Source organism: Nocardia sp. NPDC057353 (assembly GCF_042667085.1).
Classification (GTDB): domain Bacteria; phylum Actinomycetota; class Actinomycetes; order Mycobacteriales; family Mycobacteriaceae; genus Nocardia.
The window spans coordinates 52,396-67,681 of sequence record NZ_JBHVAK010000015.1 but is presented as its reverse complement, the minus strand read 5'-3'; the positions used below and the strand labels follow the sequence as shown (position 1 = coordinate 67,681).

Here is a 15,286-nt window from a genome sequence, read left to right as displayed (position 1 = left end):
TCGGACCGCCCCCGCCACAAGGTTTACGATCTGGGGAGCGCACGCGAACGAGGAGGATCAGTGACTGCCGTTGAGCCCCAGCCAGTCAAACAGGTGGAAGCGTCTCGGCCGTATCCAGCCCGCACCGGGCCGAAGGGGTCGTTCCTCTACAAGATGGTGACCACCACGGACCCCAAGGTCCTCGGTGTCATGTACCTGACCACCTCGATGAGCTTCTTCCTCATCGGTGGCCTGATGGCGCTGCTGATGCGCGGCGAGCTGGCCCGCCCCGGCCTGCAGTTCCTCTCGCCGGAGCAGTTCAACCAGCTGTTCACCATGCACGGCACGATCATGCTGCTCTTCTACGCGACCGCCATCGTCTTCGGCTTCGCGAACATCCTGCTGCCGCTGCAGATCGGCGCCCCCGACGTCGCCTTCCCGCGGCTGAACGCCTTCAGCTACTGGCTGTACGCGTTCGGCGCGACCATGGGCACCGCGGGCTTCATCACCCCCGGCGGCGCGGCGGACTTCGGCTGGACGGCGTACGTGCCGCTCACCGACATCCTGCACTCGCCCGGCGTCGGCACCGACCTGTGGATCCTCGGCCTCGCCGTCTCCGGCCTTGGCACCATCCTCGGCGGTGTGAACATGCTGACCACGGTCGTCTGCCTGCGTGCGCCCGGCATGACCATGTTCCGGATGCCGATCTTCACCTGGAACATCGCCGTCACCTCGGTGCTGGTCATCCTCGCGTTCCCGCTGCTCACCGCCGCGCTCTTCGGCCTCGCGTACGACCGGCACCTGGGCGGGCACATCTACGACCCGGCCACCGGCGGCATCCTGCTCTACCAGCACCTGTTCTGGTTCTTCGGGCATCCCGAGGTGTACATCATCGCGCTGCCGTTCTTCGGGATCGTGTCCGAGATCTTCCCGGTCTTCTCCCGCAAGCCGATCTTCGGCTACACCACGCTGGTGTACGCGACGCTCGGCATCGCCGCGCTCTCCATCGCGGTGTGGGCGCACCACATGTACGCCACCGGCGCGGTGCTGCTGCCGTTCTTCTCCTTCATGACGTTCCTCATCGCGGTGCCGACCGGCGTGAAGTTCTTCAACTGGATCGGCACCATGTGGCGCGGCCAGCTGACGTTCGAGTCGCCGATGCTCTTCTCCCTCGGCTTCCTGGTGACCTTCCTCTTCGGCGGCCTCTCCGGCGTCATCCTGGCCAGCCCGCCGCTGGACTTCCACGTCACCGACTCGTACTTCGTGGTCGCGCACTTCCACTACGTGCTCTTCGGCACCATCGTGTTCGCCACCTTCGCGGGCATCTACTTCTGGTTCCCGAAGATGACCGGCCGGATGATGGACGAGCGGCTGGCGAAGTGGCACTTCTGGGCCACCTTCATCGGCTTCCACACCACCTTCCTGGTCCAGCACTGGCTGGGTGCCGAGGGCATGCCGCGGCGCTACGCCGACTACCTGCCCACCGACGGCTTCACCACGCTGAACACCATCTCCACCATCGGCGCCTTCGTGCTCGGCGCCTCGATGCTGCCGTTCCTGTGGAACGTCTTCAAGAGCTACCGGTACGGCGAGGTGGTCACCGTCGACGACCCGTGGGGCTACGGCAACTCGCTGGAGTGGGCGACCACCTGCCCGCCGCCGCGGCACAACTTCTACGAGCTGCCGCGCATCCGCTCCGAGCGCCCCGCGTTCGAGCTGCACTACCCGCACATGATCGACCGGATGCGGGAAGAGGCGCACGTGGGCTGGGGCACGGCGAAGCACCACGTCGAGTCCGACGACCGGGTCGAGCTCACCAAGTAACCCCGCAATGCCCGAGTGTGCACCCGCCGATCCCCGGCGGGTGCACACTCTTTTCGTGAGCGCACCCGACCGACACTGGAGCAGCCGAGTGGCCGACACCATCGTTCTCGTCACCGTCACCGGGCCCGACCGCCCCGGCGTGACCTCCGTCCTGCTCGGGGCCATGTCCCGGCACGGCGTGCACCTGCTCGACGTCGAGCAGGTGGTGATCCGCGGCAGGCTCACGCTCGGCGTCCTGGTCACCTGCCCGGCCGACCCCGAGGTGCTGCAGGACGAGGTCGAGGAGGCGATGAACACCGTCGGCATGCACGTCGACGTCGAGGTGGATGCCGCCATCGGCAGGCAGCCGGTCTCCACGCACGCCGTCGTCGTGCTCGGCGCGCCGGTGACCGCGCGGGCGTTCAGCGCCGTCTCCCGCAGGCTGGCCCAGCTGGGCGCCAATATCGACTCCATCCGCGGCATCGCCGACTACCCGGTGACCGGGATGGAGCTGCTGGTCACCGCGCGCGACGAGGACGAGGTGCTGCGCACCGCGCTGGCCGAGGTCGCGGTGGCCGAGCGGGTGGATGTCGCGGTCGAGCGGGCCGGGCTGGCCAGGCGCGGCAAGCGGCTCATCGTCTTCGACGTCGACTCCACGCTGATCCAGGGCGAGGTGATCGAGATGCTGGCCGCGCACGCGGGCGTCGAGGACGAGGTGCGCGCGGTCACCGAGGCGGCCATGCGCGGCGAGCTCGACTTCGCCGAGTCGCTGCGGCAGCGGGTCGCCACCCTGGCCGGGCTGGACGAGTCGGTGATCGAGGAGGTCGCCGAGCGGATCGAGCTCACCCCCGGCGCCCGCACCACGATCCGCACGCTGCGCCGGATCGGGTTCCGCTGCGGGGTCGTCTCCGGCGGCTTCCGGCAGGTGATCGAGCCGCTGGCGCACGAGCTGGAGCTGGACTTCGTGCAGGCCAACACGCTGGAGATCGTCGACGGGAAGCTCACCGGACGGGTCACCGGGGAGATCGTGGACCGGGCCTACAAGGCGACCGCGCTGCGCCGGTTCGCCGCCGAGGCCGGGGTGCCGATGGAGCAGACCGTCGCGGTCGGCGACGGCGCCAACGACATCGACATGCTCAATGCCGCCGGGCTCGGCGTCGCCTTCAATGCCAAGCCGGCACTGCGCGAGGTCGCCGACGCGGCGCTCTCGCACCCGTTCCTGGACGCCGTGCTCTTCGTGCTCGGCGTGACCCGCGACGAGGTGGAGGCGGCCGACGCCCGCGACGGGCTGCTGCGCCGGGTGCCGCTGGGCTGAGCCCCGTTCACCCGGCGGGTGCCTGCTCGGCCACGTAAACTCACGGAGTTTCGCGTGCGTGACGGACGGAGGTCGAGGGTGGAGGACGTCGGTTTCGATACGCGAGGGGAGGTCGGCGCGGGCTGTACCTGCGCGCCGGTCGGCGCCGTGCTCGGGGTGGACGAGAACGGAACGCCGACAGCGGGTTTCGCTGCACTGCACGCGGAGCTCGCCCGCGGCTACGGCAATACCCCCGACCCGGACGACCCTGGGCAGGTGCAGGCCATGCAGATGGTGCTGCACCTGCCCAAGGTCGACCCGCCCGCCCGCAGCGACCTGCTCGCGGCTGCCGCGGCGGTGGCGGTGGCGCTCTGCCTGGACGAGCGCTCGGGGCCGGGCGGGCCGTGGGAGCAGGGGTACCTCGGCTGGAAGCGGGCGCGCATCCGCAAGGTGGCGCGGCGGGCCCGCGGGGCGCAGTGGCGGGCGGCGCAGGAGGTTCCTGGGATCACGCTGAGCGTGGGCGGCGCGGAGGCGCGGGCCCTGGTGCCCGGCCCGGTCGGCGCGGTGGATCCGCGGATCAAGCGGCTGCAGATCGGCGGCACCGAGCTGCTCGCCGACGAACCGGGGGAGCCCGCGGCCGATGCCCCCGTGCTCTGGGTGAACCGGGAACTGGGGATGACGGTGGGCAAGGCGGCGGCGCAGGTCGGGCACGCGAGCATGCTGCTCGCCGGTGCGCTCCCGCTCGGCGCCGCGGCCCGCTGGGCGCGGGACGAATTCCGCTGCGCGGTGCGCGAAGCCGGGCCGGAGCAGTGGGGTGAGCTGCTCGCGCTGCAGGCGGGCGGCGGTGCGGTCGCGGTGCGCGACGCCGGGTACACCGAGGTCGCCCCCGGCTCCATCACGGTGCTCGCCGTGCCGCCAGCGCTCGGATGAGCCAGTCGGATCGGGGATCCCGGGGGCGGGGCAGGCGCGGCGGACACGCGGCAGCAAAGATCCCGCGCACCGCGCCGAGGGTGGCCGGGCGCGGGCGCCGCGCGTGGTCCAAGATGGAGCGCGTGTCGCAACCGGATCCTGATCTCCTCATCGACTTCAGCGCCGTGACCATCCGACGGTCCGGCCGCACCCTGGTCGGCCCCGTCACCTGGCAGGTCGAACTGGACGAACGCTGGGTGGTGCTCGGCCCCAACGGCGCGGGGAAGACCTCCCTGCTCCGGATGGCCGCCGCCGAGGTGCACCCCACCGCGGGCACCGCGAACCTGCTCGGCGAGGTGCTCGGCAAGGTCGCGGTCACCGAGCTACGCCCGCGCATCGGGCTCTCCTCGGCCGCGGTCGCCGCCCGGGTCCCCGCCGACGAGAAGGTCGCCGACCTGGTGGTCTCGGCCGGGTACGCGGTGCTCGGCCGCTGGCGGGAGAAGTACGAGCGGGTGGACACCGACCGCGCGCTGGACATGCTGGAGAGCCTCGGCGCCGAGCACCTCGCCGACCGCACCTACGGCACGCTCTCCGAGGGCGAGCGCAAGCGGGTGCTGATCGCCCGCGCCCTGATGACCGACCCCGAGCTGCTGCTGCTCGACGAGCCCGCCGCCGGGCTCGACCTCGGCGGCCGCGAGGAGCTGGTGGAGCGCCTCGGCGACCTGGCGAGCGACCCGGACGCCCCGGCCATGGTGCTGGTCACCCACCACGTGGAGGAGATCCCGCCCGGTTTCACGCACGGCCTGCTGCTGCGCGAGGGCGAGGTGGTCGCGCAGGGGCTGCTCGCCGACGTGCTCACCGCGGAGAACCTGAGCGCCGCCTTCCGCCAGTCCATCGCGCTGGACCAGGTGGACGGCCGCTGGTTCGCCCGCCGGGCCAGGCGCTCCGGCAAGCACCGGCACCGCTGAGCCGTCCGAACAAGCGCTAGGGTGGGTTGGTGAGCGAGACGAACGATCCCGAACCCGCACCGCTGCGGGACGCCTCGACCGTCCTGCTGGTGCGCGACGGCGACGCCGGACCCGAGGTCTTCCTGCAGCGCCGGGTCACCGGCATGGACTTCGCCGCGGGCATGACCGTGTTCCCCGGCGGCGGCGTCGACCCGTCCGACGCCGACGCCGAGATCGCCTGGGCCGGGCCGGGCCCGGACTGGTGGGCCGAGCGCTTCGGCACCACCGGCCCGCGCGCGCAGGCGCTGGTCTGCGCGGCGGTCAGGGAGACCTTCGAGGAGTGCGGCGTGCTGCTCGCGGGCCCCACCGCCGAGACCGTCGTCTCCGACACCACCGAGTACCGGGACGCCAGGCACGCGCTGGAGTCCAGGCAGACCTCGCTCGCCGCCTTCCTCGCCGAGACCGGCCTGGTACTCCGCGCCGATCTGCTGCGGCCGTGGGCCAACTGGGTCACCCCGGTGGTCGAGCGGCGCCGCTACGACACCCGCTTCTTCGTCGCGGTGCTGCCTGCCGGGCAGCGGGCGGACGGCGCCACCTCCGAGGCCGAGGTGGTGCACTGGCGCACCCCGGCCGCGGCGCTCGACCGCTGGCGGGCCGGGCACGACGTGCTGCTCCCGCCCACCTGGTCGCAGCTGGTCGCGCTCGGGCAGTACGCGGACACCGCCGCCGTGCTCGCCGCGCGGCCGGTGATCGAGCCGATCGAGCCGGTGGTGGCGCAGCAGGACGGCAGCACGGTGCTGCAATTCCCGGACGACGCACGGTACTTCGCCGACCTGCCGAACCCCATGGAGCTGCGCGGCTCGGCACGCTGACCGGGTAATCTCGCCGGCCATGTCGAACAACACGCCCGCGGAGTTCACCACCCTGGAGCTGCCCACGCAGCGCGGGGTGGCGGTGCTGCGGTTCTCGCGGCCCCCGGCCAACCTGATCACCCTGCAGCTGGCCCGCGAGATCGCGATCGACGCCAAGCGGGCGGGCAAGAACAAGCTGGTCTCGGCGCTGGTCGTCTACGGCGACGAGCGGATCTTCAGCGCGGGCGACGACCTCGCCGAGATCGGCACCTGGAGCCCCGATCAGGCGGTCGCCCTGATCAGCGACCACACCCAGCAGCTGGACTGCCTGTCGCAGGTGCGGGTGCCGACGGTCGCCGCCATCACCGGCTACTGCCTGGGCGGCGCGCTGGAGCTGGCGCTCGGCGCGGACCGCAGGATCGTCGGCGACAACGTCAAACTCGGGCTGCCGCAGATCCACCACGGCACCATCCCGACCGTCGGCCTGGACCGGCTCGTCCGGCTGGTCGGGATCGGCGCCGCCCGCGACCTGGTCTTCAGCGGCCGGTACGTGGAGGCCGAGGAGGCGCTGCGGCTGGGGCTGGTGGACGAGGTCGTCGCGCCGGACGACGTCTACGACGCCGCGCACCGCTGGGCCGAGCGCTTCACCGGCCTGGCAGGCCCCGCGGTCACCGCCGCCAAGGAGGTGCTCAGTGCCCCCGCGCACTACTCCGCGCAGGCGAGCGCGGCGTGGATCGGCCTGGCGCTGACCGGGGAGCCGCAGCGGGCGGCGGCGGCCTACGCGGCGGACGGCCCGAACCCGGTACCGGGAACCGGACGGTAGGCTCTGCGCTCATGACGGTACGCCCCGACGACCCCGCGCCGAACCCACACGCCACCGAAGCCGAAGTGGAAGCCGCACGGGAGAACAACAAGCTCGCCCAGGTCCTCTACCACGACTGGGAAGCGGAGACCTACGACGACAAGTGGTCGATCTCCTACGACGAGCGGTGTATCGACTACGCGCGGGGCCGCTTCGACCTGGCGGCGGGCCCGGTGCAGCTGCCCTACGGCCGCGCGCTGGAGCTCGGCTGCGGCACCGGCTTCTTCCTGCTGAACCTCATGCAGGGCGGGATCGCCAAGAGCGGCTCGGTCACCGACCTCTCGCCCGGCATGGTGAAGGTCGCGCTGCGCAATGCCGAGAACCTGGGGTTGGACGTGGACGGCCGGGTGGCCGACGCCGAAACCATCCCGTACGAGGACGACACCTTCGATCTGGTGGTCGGGCACGCGGTCCTGCACCACATCCCCGACGTGGAGCTGGCGCTGAAGGAGTGCCTGCGGGTGCTCAAGCCGGGCGGCCGCTTCGTCTTCGCCGGCGAGCCGACCACCGCCGGTAATTTCTACGCCCGCTGGCTGGGTCGGATCACCTGGAAGATCACCACCACCATCACCAAGCTGCCCCCGCTGGCGGGCTGGCGGCGGCCGCAGTCCGAGCTGGACGAGTCGTCCCGGGCGGCGGCGCTGGAGGCCGTGGTCGACCTGCACACCTTCGAGCCGGACGAGCTGGAGGCGATCGCCAGGCGGGCCGGGGCGGTGGACGCGATCGCGCACACCGAGGAGTTCGCGGCGGCGCTCTGGGGCTGGCCGGTGCGCACCTTCGAGGCCGCGGTGCCGGACGAGAAGCTCTCGCTGCGGTACCGGCTGTTCCAGTACAAGGCGTGGCTGAAGCTCAGCGCGCTGGACGAGAAGGTGCTGCACCGGATCGTGCCGCGGCGGTTCTTCTACAACGCCATGATCACCGGCGTGAAGCCGGGCGCCCCCGCCCAGTAGTTGGGGTACGCCTTCGCGCGTTCGGACGTCGCCTTCCTCGGGAGCGCGGCCGGGCGCGCGGCGCTGGCCGAGACGGCCGGGCTGCCGCTCACCGACGGGTCGCTGCTCGCCGATCTCGGCCGGGTCCGGCGCGCGCACGGCGCGATGGCCGCCGCGCTGGTGGAGACGGTCCGGCTGCGCCGCCGCGCCGCCGCCAAGCTGGACGGCGCGGGGGAGTGGCTGCTCACCGACGACGCGCTGCAGCAGGCGACGCCGAGCGCCGTCGCCGGGCACCGGGCGACCCGGCTCGCCGGGCGCGCGGTGCACGACGTGACCTGCTCGATCGGCGGCGAACTCGCCGCGCTCGCGGAGACCTGCACCGCCGTCATCGGCAGCGATATCGACCCGGTCCGGCTGGCCATGGCCGCGCACAACCTCGCTGTCGCGGGTGCGGACATCCCCGCGCGGGGAAATGCGGCCCCCGCGGGGCGTACCGGCTCGGGGAGACCCGAGATCGCCGCGGGCGAGCAGGCGAATGCGGTCGAGGCCGCCATCGACGGCCCGACGAACGCCGCCGCCGGACCGGAAACCGACCGGGCGCATCGCGCGCCGGTGGCGCTGTTCCGCGCGGACGCGCTGATTCCGTGCACCCGCGACACCGTGGTCGTGGCCGATCCCGGCCGCCGGGCGGGCGGCAAGCGCACGCACGACCCAACGGCACTGCAACCACCCCTTCCCGACCTGCTCGCCGCCTACGCGGGCCGCGACCTGGTCGTGAAATGCGCCCCCGGCCTCGACTTCTCCCGCCTGGAATGGCCCGGCGAGATCGAACTGGTCTCGCTGGACGGCGGCGTCCGCGAAGCCTGCCTCTGGTCACCGGGGCTCACCGCATCCGGCATCACCCGCCGCGCTACCGTCCTGCGCACCGGACAGCCGCCGAGCACGCTCACCGACGCCGACCCGGACGACATCCCGGAGCGCGAACCGGGCACCTGGATCGTCGACCCGGACGGCGCCGTGGTTCGCGCCGGCCTGGTCCGCCATTACGCCGCGAAGCACGGCCTCTGGCAGCTCGACCCCAGAATCGCCTACCTCACCGGCGAGGCGGTCCCGCCGGGCACCCGCGGCTTCCGCGTCCTCGACCGCTTCGAGCTCCGCGAGAAACCGCTCCGCGCCGAGCTGAGGCGCCGCGGGTGCGGCCCGCTGGAGATCCTGGTCCGCGGCGTCGACCTCGACCCCGACCGGCTGCGCCGCACCCTCGCCCCGACCGGCCGCACCCCCTACACGCTGGTGGTCACCCGGATCGGCCGCGCCGCCGCGGTCTTCCTCTGCACCGCTACCCCTGCGACTCCGGGGTGAAGACGAACAGCTCGCCGATCCTGGTCGCCGTCACCACCTCGCCCTCCGGCCCGACCGCGGTGCCGGTGGTGCTGCCCTGTGCCTCCGGCAGCACATCGGAGTCGACGGTCGCGCCGGTCCCGGTGTCGAAGGTGATCAGGGTGAGCCCGTCGCCGATCGCGGCCACCGTGTAGCCGGTGTCGCCCGCGGTCTGCACCGGGGTGCCGCGCAGCGCCAGGTCCTTGCGCTCCCAGACGGGTTCGACGGCGTCGCCGGTGTCGCGCAGGGCGAGCAGGTAGCCGTCGTCGCCCGCCGGGACGATCAACCCGTCGGCGGAGACCGAGAGCCCGCCGCGCGGGGTCCAGCCCAGCTCGTGTGCCCAGCGGGTGCGGCCGTCGGCGGTGTCGAGCGCGAGCAGCCTGCCGCTGTTGTCACCCACGTAGACGGTGCCGCCGTCGGCGGAGAGCGTGGGCCCGGCGGCGGCGCCGTCGGTGAGCAGCTCGGCGCTCCACAGCCGCTCGACCCGGTCGCCGGTGTAGCGCAGCGCCACCAGCGCCGCGGCCGGGCGGCCCGGCTCCCAGACCGTGGCGAAGATCCGGCCGCTCGCGCCGTCCACCGCCGCCTGGGTGGCGACCGCGCAGCGCGGGCCGCCGTCGGCGCAGTCGGTGAGCCCCTGCCCGGCCGCGGGCCAGGTGAGGTCGGGGGCGCGCAGGAAGTCCGGCTGGCCGAGCAGCTGCACGGTGGGGACGACGCGCTTGCCTGTCTGCCGCTCCAGCACGTCGACCTGGCCGGTCTGGGTGATCGAGAGGACGTGGCCGTCACCGGTGAACTGCATGGTCACCGGCACCCCGGCGACCGGGGTGCGCCAGCGCGGCTGGCCGAGGAAGTTGTCCGAGTTCACGCCGCTGTCGTCGCCGACGTAGACGTTGTTCGCCGAGTCCAGCAGCGTGGGCGCGGAGACGGCGTTCGGGCCGAGCTGGTTGCAGAAGCGCTTGCGGCCGCTCATCTGGAAGGAGAAGATCGCGCAGTTCGCGGTGCGCGTGGTGACGAACATCTGCCCCTCCGACCCCACCGTCACCGGCGCGGCGACCGGCCCGCCGAGCGGGCGCTGCCAGGCCGGGCCGAGCCGGCGCGACCCCTCGACCGCGGAGGTGCCGCTGTTGCGGCCGTCGTTGTGCGCCGCGGTCCAGCCGAACCCGGGGCCCTGGGTGATGTCGTCGACGTCGGTGCCGCAGGAGGTGAGCAGTAGCCCCGCGAGCGCCGCCGCGACAGCCGCCTGCCGGAACCCCGAACGTGCACCGCCGCTTCCCACCTGCTGCTCTCCCTTGGGTCGTTGCCTGCGCCGAGACCGGCCGAGGGCAAGACTAGTCTGTGGTATCCGAAGACCGATCGACGGAGGAGACTTCGTGACGAGCATGTGGGGCGCACCGCTGCGCTCGCGCTGGCAGGGATCGCGCCGCCGCGATCCGAAACAGGCCAGGTTCCTGACCATGGCCTCGCTGCGCTGGGTGCTCGCCAACCGGGCCTATACGCCCTGGTACCTGGTGCGCTACTACCGGCTGTTCAAGTTCAAGGCGGCGAACCCGCACGTCGTGCTGCGCGGCATGGTGTTCCTCGGCAAGGGGGTGGAGATCCACGCGACCCCCGAGCTGGGACGGCTGGAGATCGGGCGCTGGGTGCACATCGGCGACGGCAACGCCATCCGCTGCCACGAGGGCTCGCTGCGCATCGGCGACAAGGTGGTGTTCGGCAAGGACAACGTGGTCAACACCTACCTCGACATCGAGATCGGCGAGTCCACCCTGGTCGCCGACTGGTGCTACATCACCGACTTCGACCACCGGATGGACGACATCACGCTGCCGATCAAGGACCAGGGCATCGTCAAGAGCCCGGTGCGGATCGGCCCGGACACCTGGATCGCCGCCAAGGTCACGGTGCTGCGCGAGACCAGGGTCGGCCGCGGCTGCGTGCTCGGCGCGCACGCGGTGGTCAGGGGCGACATCCCGGACTACAGCATCGCCGTCGGCGCCCCGGCCCGCGTGGTGAAGAACCGCAAGGTGGCCTGGGAGGCGGGCGCCGCCGAGCGGGAGAAGTACCTGGCCGCGCTGGCCGACATCGAGCGCAAGAAGAGCGGGGTCGGCGGCGGCGCCGCATGACCAGGTACGCCGCGCTGCTCCGCGGGATCATGCCGAGCAACAAGAACATGGCCAACGACAAGCTGCGCGGCGTGTTCGAATCGCTCGGCTGCACGCGGGTCGGGTCGGTGCTGGCCAGCGGCAATATCGTCTTCGACGCCGCCGACACCGACGTCCCCGCGCTGGAGGACCGGATCCAGGGGGCGCTGCGCGAGCAGCTCGGCATCGGCGGCGGCACCATCGTGCGCAGCCACGCCGAGCTGCGCGCGCTGCTCGACAGCGACCCGTTCGACGGCCGCAAGCACGAGCGCGGCAGCTACCTCATCGCCACCTTCTTCAAGCACGGCGCGGTCACCGGCCTGCCTGCGAACGACGACCCGCGGGCCGAGGTGATCGGCTACGACGAGGCGGCGCGCGCCTTCCTCGCCGTTGTCGACAACAGCGATCCGGGCAAGACCCCGGACTTCATGGCCTGGCTGGAGAAGGCGTACGGCAAGGACATCACCACCCGCACCTGGCTCACGGTGCAGCGCATCGTGAAGAAGCTGGAGGCCTGAGCTACTCCGGGTCGCGCTCCGGCAGCGGCCGCTCCACGATCGAGGGACGGCCGAGCGGAACCCGCACCCGGCGCTTGGCCGCGGCGTAGACCTGCGCGGTCTCCGCGGCCACCACGTCCCAGGCGAAGTCGGCGGTGAGCCGCTCCCTGGCCGCGACGGCCCGGCTCTGCGCGGCGGCCGGGTCGTCCAGCACCGCGCGCACCGCCTCGACCAGGCCGTCCACGTCGGCGGGTTCGAAGGAGGCGCCGGTGACGCCGTCCAGCACCGCTTCGCCGAGCCCGCCCGCGCTGGAGGCGATCAGCGGGATCCCCGCCGCGGCGGCCTCCAGCGCCACGATCCCGAACGGCTCGTAGCGGCTCGGCAGCACGATGGCGTCCGCGCCGTGCAGCCAGCCGAGCAGCTCCTGGTGGCCCAGCTGCCCGGCGAAGCTCACCGCGCGCGCCACCCGGTGCACCCTGGCCCGCTCGCGCAGCCACTCGAACTGGGTGCCGACCCCGGCGACGGTGAGCGTGGTGCCCGGGTGCGCGCGGCGGATCCGGGGGAGCGCCGCGATGGCGTCCTGCACGCCCTTCTCGTACTCCAGCCGCCCGACGTAGAGCAGCCGGGGCGGGCCGGTGCGCGGGGCGCGGGCGCGGAACTGCCAGGCCGCCACGTCGATGCCGTTGCGGATCACCGTGATCGCGGGCAGCTCCGGCCCGTAGAGCCGCTCCACCTCGTCCTGCATCGAGGCCGAGCAGGTGATGAGCGCGTCCGACTCGTTCGCCAGCCACCACTCCACCGAGTGCACCTGCTTGTTGACCCGGCCCGCGACCCAGCCGCTGTGCCTGCCCGCCTCGGTGGCGTGCAGCGTGCTCACCAGCGGCACGTCGTAGAACTCGGCCAGCGCGACCGCCGGGTGCGCGACCAGCCAGTCGTGCGCGTGCACGACGTCCGGCTGCCAGCCCTCGCCGATGCCCGGCTTGTGCAGCGCGATGCCCGCGCGCACCATGGCGTGCCCCATGGCCAGCGTCCAGGCCGGCATGTCGGTGCCGAAGTCGAAGCTCGGCGGGTCCTCCGCGACCGCCACCACGAGGACGCCCTCGGCGACGAACGAGTGCGTGGGGTGGCTGGTGGCGTCGGTGCCGGTGGGGCGGCGGGAGAGCACGACCACCTCGTGGCCCGCGGCGGCCAGCTCGACCGCCAGGTGATGCACGTGCCTGCCGAGCCCGCCGACCACCACCGGCGGGTACTCCCACGACACCATCAAGATCTTCATATGCGTCCTTCTAGGCCCGGCCGGCGAGGCGTCGCGCGTCCAGAGCGGGGAAGAGCCCGTCGGCCGCGTTCCATCCTGCCGCCAACCGGTCGGCTTTCGCGAGCTGTCCCGCGGTGGCCGCCGCCGCGATCTCCCGGACGGCGTGCGCGTGCCGGTGCGCCCGCTCCCGCGCGTACCCGGCCGCGGAATCCTTGCTGACCATGAAGGCCCAGTCGCTGGAGACGGCGAGGATCGCCTCGCGCACCAGCTGGTCGGCGACCCGGTCGCGCAGCCCGTGCCCGCCGCGCCCGGCGTGCAGTTTGTCCAGCGTGTCCAGGGTGAGCCGGACCACATCGGCGTTCAGCTCGACCAGGTCGTGCACCTGCTCGCCCGCCCACACCCGCCAGTCCTTGCCCGACCCCCACGAGGAGTCCGCGAGCTCCACCGGGGCCCCGACGTAGCCGTTCGCGCGGGCGTCGGCCAGCGTCCCGACGGTCACCCCGGCCTCCGGCAGCGCCCGCAGCACCGCCGCCAGCCACTGCGGCCCCTCGTGCCACCAGTGTCCGAAAAGCTCGGTGTCGAAGGCGGCGACGACCAGCGCGGGCCGCCCGATCCGCGCCGACTCCGCGATCAGCCGCTCGCGCACGGTGCCGACGAAATCGGCGACGTCGCGCTCGATCGCCGCGGCCGCGAGCGCCGGATCGTAGGGCGCCTTGTCCGGTCCGGCCACCGACTTACCGGTGACCCGGGCGGGTTTGAGGCCGGTGCCGTGGTCGTAGTGGTGGAAGTCGCGGTAGGCGGCCTGCCCGGGGTAGCCGGACTTGGGCGACCAGACCCGGTAGCTGACCGGCAGATCGCGCCCGAAGGCCAGCACCTCGGACTCGTTGACCGGCCTGCCGAGGCTGCTGTCGCCGCGCAGCGCGGGGCCGTCCACCATGAAATGCGTCACACCCGCGGCGGCGTAGCCCTGCTCCATGCCCGGGGTGAAGCCGCACTCCGGCGCCCAGATCCCGGCGGGGCGGTCGCCCCAGCGCAGCGCGGCGTCGGCCAGCCCCTCGGCCAGCTGGAAGGCGCGCAGCCGCGGCTCGAGCAGCGGCTGGAACGGGTGCGCCAGCGGGCCGCCGAGCAGCTCCACCGTCCCGGCCTCGGCCAGCGCGCGCCAGAGCGGCGCCGCGCCGTGCCGCCAGCGGGTCTCGAAGTCGGCCAGCGCGGCGCTGGCCAGCCGGTGCTCGTAGCGGCCCAGCTCGACCTTGCCCGCGAGCGCGGCCTCGTCCGCGCGCAGCTGCCAGTTGCCGAGCCAGTGGTGCATCCCCGCCAGGCAGTGCGGGTCGTCCAGCTGGGCCGCGAGCACCGGCGTCACACCCAGGCTGAGCAGGTTCGAACGCCCCTCGGCGGCAAGCTCTTCCAGTACCCGGAGCACGGGAATGTAGGAGGCGGCCCAGGATTGGTAGAGCCACTCCTCGCCCACCGGCCAGCGGCCGTGGTGGGCCAGCCACGGCAGGTGCGAGTGCAGCACCAGCGTGAATTGCCCGGGGACGGTCACGGTTTCACCGCGATGGCGACCAGGTCGAGGCTGGCGTCGATGTCGTCGGCGCGCAGCGCGAAGTCGTCGATGCCGACCGCGGCGACGTCGGCGGTGAGCTCGGCGGGCCACGGCTCACCGGCCAGCGCGCGCTCGATCTGGGCGTCGATGAACGAGCCGCCGTGCTTGGCGTCCAGGGCCCGCAGCGCCGGTCCGTGGTGCACGCCGGTCATCTCGGCCACCGTGAACCCGGCCTCGACCAGCAGCTCGGTCAGCTCGGCGGCGTTCAGCTCGCGGGTGTGGAACGGGTTCAGCGGGGTGTCCCGGCCCGGCGAGAAGGTGATCCGGTTCGGCGTGCTGATCAGCAGCTCGCCGCCGGGGCGCAGCACCCGCAGGCACTCGCGCAGGAACTGCCCCTGATCCCAGAGGTGCTCGATGACCTGGAAGTTCACCACCACGTCGACCGAGGCGTCGGGCAGCGGCAGGTCGGCGAGGTTGCCCTGCACCATCTCCACCCGCGGGTACCGCGCCCGGACGTGCGCCACCGCCGACTCGTCGTAGTCGACCCCGGTCACCCGGCGCGCGACGCCCGCGATCATGTCCGCGCCGTACCCCTCGCCGGAGCCCGCCTCCAGCACCTCGCGGCCCGCGCAGCGGTCGAGCAGGCGGGCGTAGACCACCTCGTGTCTGCGGAACCAGTAGTTCTCCTCCGCGATTCCGGGCACCGTGCGCTCGCCGGTGAGCGGCAGGGGCGCATCGGCGTCCGATGCGGCAGGGATCACAGCCTCGCTCATCGTTCCGACGTTACTGGTCGGGCATTCCACAGGTACGCTCGGAGTAAGTTACCCACGAGTAACTTAACGTAGGGTAATCTCCTCGATCGAGCCATTCGAAGGACGAACGGCCGCCGACAAGGGCGACCG

The 15,286-nt window shown here is 72.7% G+C and carries 14 protein-coding genes; 10 read left to right on the top strand and 4 right to left on the bottom strand.

The genetic code is table 11. From position 1 onward, the window contains the following. Nucleotides 1-60 precede the first annotated feature (60 nt). The 8 genes from ctaD (at nucleotide 61) to ACFUUZ_RS10400 (ending at nucleotide 8,933) form a co-directional block, all read left to right on the top strand. Entirely contained in the window at nucleotides 61-1,803 is a 1,743-nt protein-coding gene (gene ctaD, locus ACFUUZ_RS10435) for a cytochrome c oxidase subunit I (RefSeq protein WP_378694622.1), read from the top strand. Nucleotides 1,804-1,891: 88 nt separating this feature from the next. Next, nucleotides 1,892-3,097, top strand: coding sequence for a phosphoserine phosphatase SerB (serB, locus tag ACFUUZ_RS10430; protein ID WP_378694709.1), 1,206 nt, complete (start codon nucleotides 1,892-1,894; stop codon nucleotides 3,095-3,097). A gap of 147 nt (nucleotides 3,098-3,244) precedes the next feature. Beyond that, nucleotides 3,245-4,006: an aminoacyl-tRNA hydrolase gene (locus ACFUUZ_RS10425; protein ID WP_378694707.1), complete on the top strand. Its 762-nt coding sequence runs from the start codon at nucleotides 3,245-3,247 to the stop codon at nucleotides 4,004-4,006. A 113-nt stretch (nucleotides 4,007-4,119) separates the two neighbouring features. Then, the gene (locus ACFUUZ_RS10420; protein ID WP_378694620.1) at nucleotides 4,120-4,953 is read left to right on the top strand and encodes an ABC transporter ATP-binding protein; all 834 of its coding nucleotides are present in this window, start codon (nucleotides 4,120-4,122) and stop codon (nucleotides 4,951-4,953) included. A 29-nt stretch (nucleotides 4,954-4,982) separates the two neighbouring features. Beyond that, complete coding sequence (locus ACFUUZ_RS10415; protein ID WP_378694618.1) at nucleotides 4,983-5,804, top strand: NUDIX hydrolase; 822 nt, start codon at nucleotides 4,983-4,985, stop codon at nucleotides 5,802-5,804. A gap of 19 nt (nucleotides 5,805-5,823) precedes the next feature. Continuing rightward, nucleotides 5,824-6,606: an enoyl-CoA hydratase-related protein gene (locus ACFUUZ_RS10410; protein ID WP_378694616.1), complete on the top strand. Its 783-nt coding sequence runs from the start codon at nucleotides 5,824-5,826 to the stop codon at nucleotides 6,604-6,606. An 11-nt stretch (nucleotides 6,607-6,617) separates the two neighbouring features. Further along, nucleotides 6,618-7,595, top strand: a complete 978-nt coding sequence (locus tag ACFUUZ_RS10405; protein ID WP_378694614.1) for a class I SAM-dependent methyltransferase — start codon at nucleotides 6,618-6,620, stop codon at nucleotides 7,593-7,595. After that, entirely contained in the window at nucleotides 7,596-8,933 is a 1,338-nt protein-coding gene (locus ACFUUZ_RS10400; RefSeq protein WP_378694612.1) for a class I SAM-dependent methyltransferase, read from the top strand. On the opposite strand, the gene ACFUUZ_RS10395 is transcribed toward ACFUUZ_RS10400, so the two are convergent. Further along, nucleotides 8,911-10,224 carry a PQQ-binding-like beta-propeller repeat protein gene (locus ACFUUZ_RS10395; RefSeq protein ID WP_378694610.1) on the bottom strand — a complete coding sequence of 438 codons (1,314 nt, stop codon included), beginning with the start codon at nucleotides 10,222-10,224 and terminating at the stop codon, nucleotides 8,911-8,913. The two genes, ACFUUZ_RS10400 and ACFUUZ_RS10395, sit on opposite strands and share 23 nt — an antisense overlap. A gap of 94 nt (nucleotides 10,225-10,318) precedes the next feature. Here ACFUUZ_RS10395 and ACFUUZ_RS10390 point away from each other — a divergent pair, with 94 nt between their 5' ends. Beyond that, a complete protein-coding gene (locus ACFUUZ_RS10390) occupies nucleotides 10,319-11,071 on the top strand; it encodes an acyltransferase (protein ID WP_378694608.1) in 753 nt (250 codons plus the stop codon). Next, nucleotides 11,068-11,607: a DUF1697 domain-containing protein gene (locus ACFUUZ_RS10385; protein ID WP_378694606.1), complete on the top strand. Its 540-nt coding sequence runs from the start codon at nucleotides 11,068-11,070 to the stop codon at nucleotides 11,605-11,607. The genes ACFUUZ_RS10390 and ACFUUZ_RS10385 overlap by 4 nt, the downstream gene beginning before the upstream one ends. Before the next feature lies 1 nt (nucleotide 11,608). Here ACFUUZ_RS10385 and ACFUUZ_RS10380 read toward each other — a convergent pair whose 3' ends face one another. Genes ACFUUZ_RS10380 through ACFUUZ_RS10370 form a run of 3 tightly spaced genes read right to left on the bottom strand, consistent with a single transcriptional unit; the run spans nucleotide 11,609 to nucleotide 15,157 of the window. Continuing rightward, on the bottom strand, nucleotides 11,609-12,862 hold the full coding sequence (locus tag ACFUUZ_RS10380; RefSeq protein ID WP_378694604.1) for a glycosyltransferase family 4 protein: 1,254 nt from the start codon (nucleotides 12,860-12,862) through the stop codon (nucleotides 11,609-11,611). A 10-nt stretch (nucleotides 12,863-12,872) separates the two neighbouring features. After that, nucleotides 12,873-14,384: a 1,4-alpha-glucan branching protein domain-containing protein gene (locus ACFUUZ_RS10375; RefSeq protein ID WP_378694602.1), complete on the bottom strand. Its 1,512-nt coding sequence runs from the start codon at nucleotides 14,382-14,384 to the stop codon at nucleotides 12,873-12,875. Next, nucleotides 14,381-15,157, bottom strand: a complete 777-nt coding sequence (locus ACFUUZ_RS10370; protein ID WP_378694600.1) for a class I SAM-dependent methyltransferase — start codon at nucleotides 15,155-15,157, stop codon at nucleotides 14,381-14,383. The genes ACFUUZ_RS10375 and ACFUUZ_RS10370 overlap by 4 nt, the downstream gene beginning before the upstream one ends. Between the last annotated feature and the right edge of the window lie 129 nt (nucleotides 15,158-15,286).

Bases quoted from the DNA above. Each gene is read 5' to 3' on its own strand.
- ACFUUZ_RS10420 (WP_378694620.1), top strand. From the start codon at position 4,120: ATGGAGCGCGTGTCGCAACCGGATCCTGATCTCCTCATCGACTTCAGC.
- ACFUUZ_RS10410 (WP_378694616.1), top strand. From the start codon at position 5,824: ATGTCGAACAACACGCCCGCGGAGTTCACCACCCTGGAGCTGCCCACG.
- ACFUUZ_RS10405 (WP_378694614.1), top strand. From the start codon at position 6,618: ATGACGGTACGCCCCGACGACCCCGCGCCGAACCCACACGCCACCGAA.
- ACFUUZ_RS10385 (WP_378694606.1), top strand. From the start codon at position 11,068: ATGACCAGGTACGCCGCGCTGCTCCGCGGGATCATGCCGAGCAACAAG.
- ACFUUZ_RS10380 (WP_378694604.1), bottom strand. From the start codon at position 12,862: ATGAAGATCTTGATGGTGTCGTGGGAGTACCCGCCGGTGGTGGTCGGC.
- ACFUUZ_RS10370 (WP_378694600.1), bottom strand. From the start codon at position 15,157: ATGAGCGAGGCTGTGATCCCTGCCGCATCGGACGCCGATGCGCCCCTG.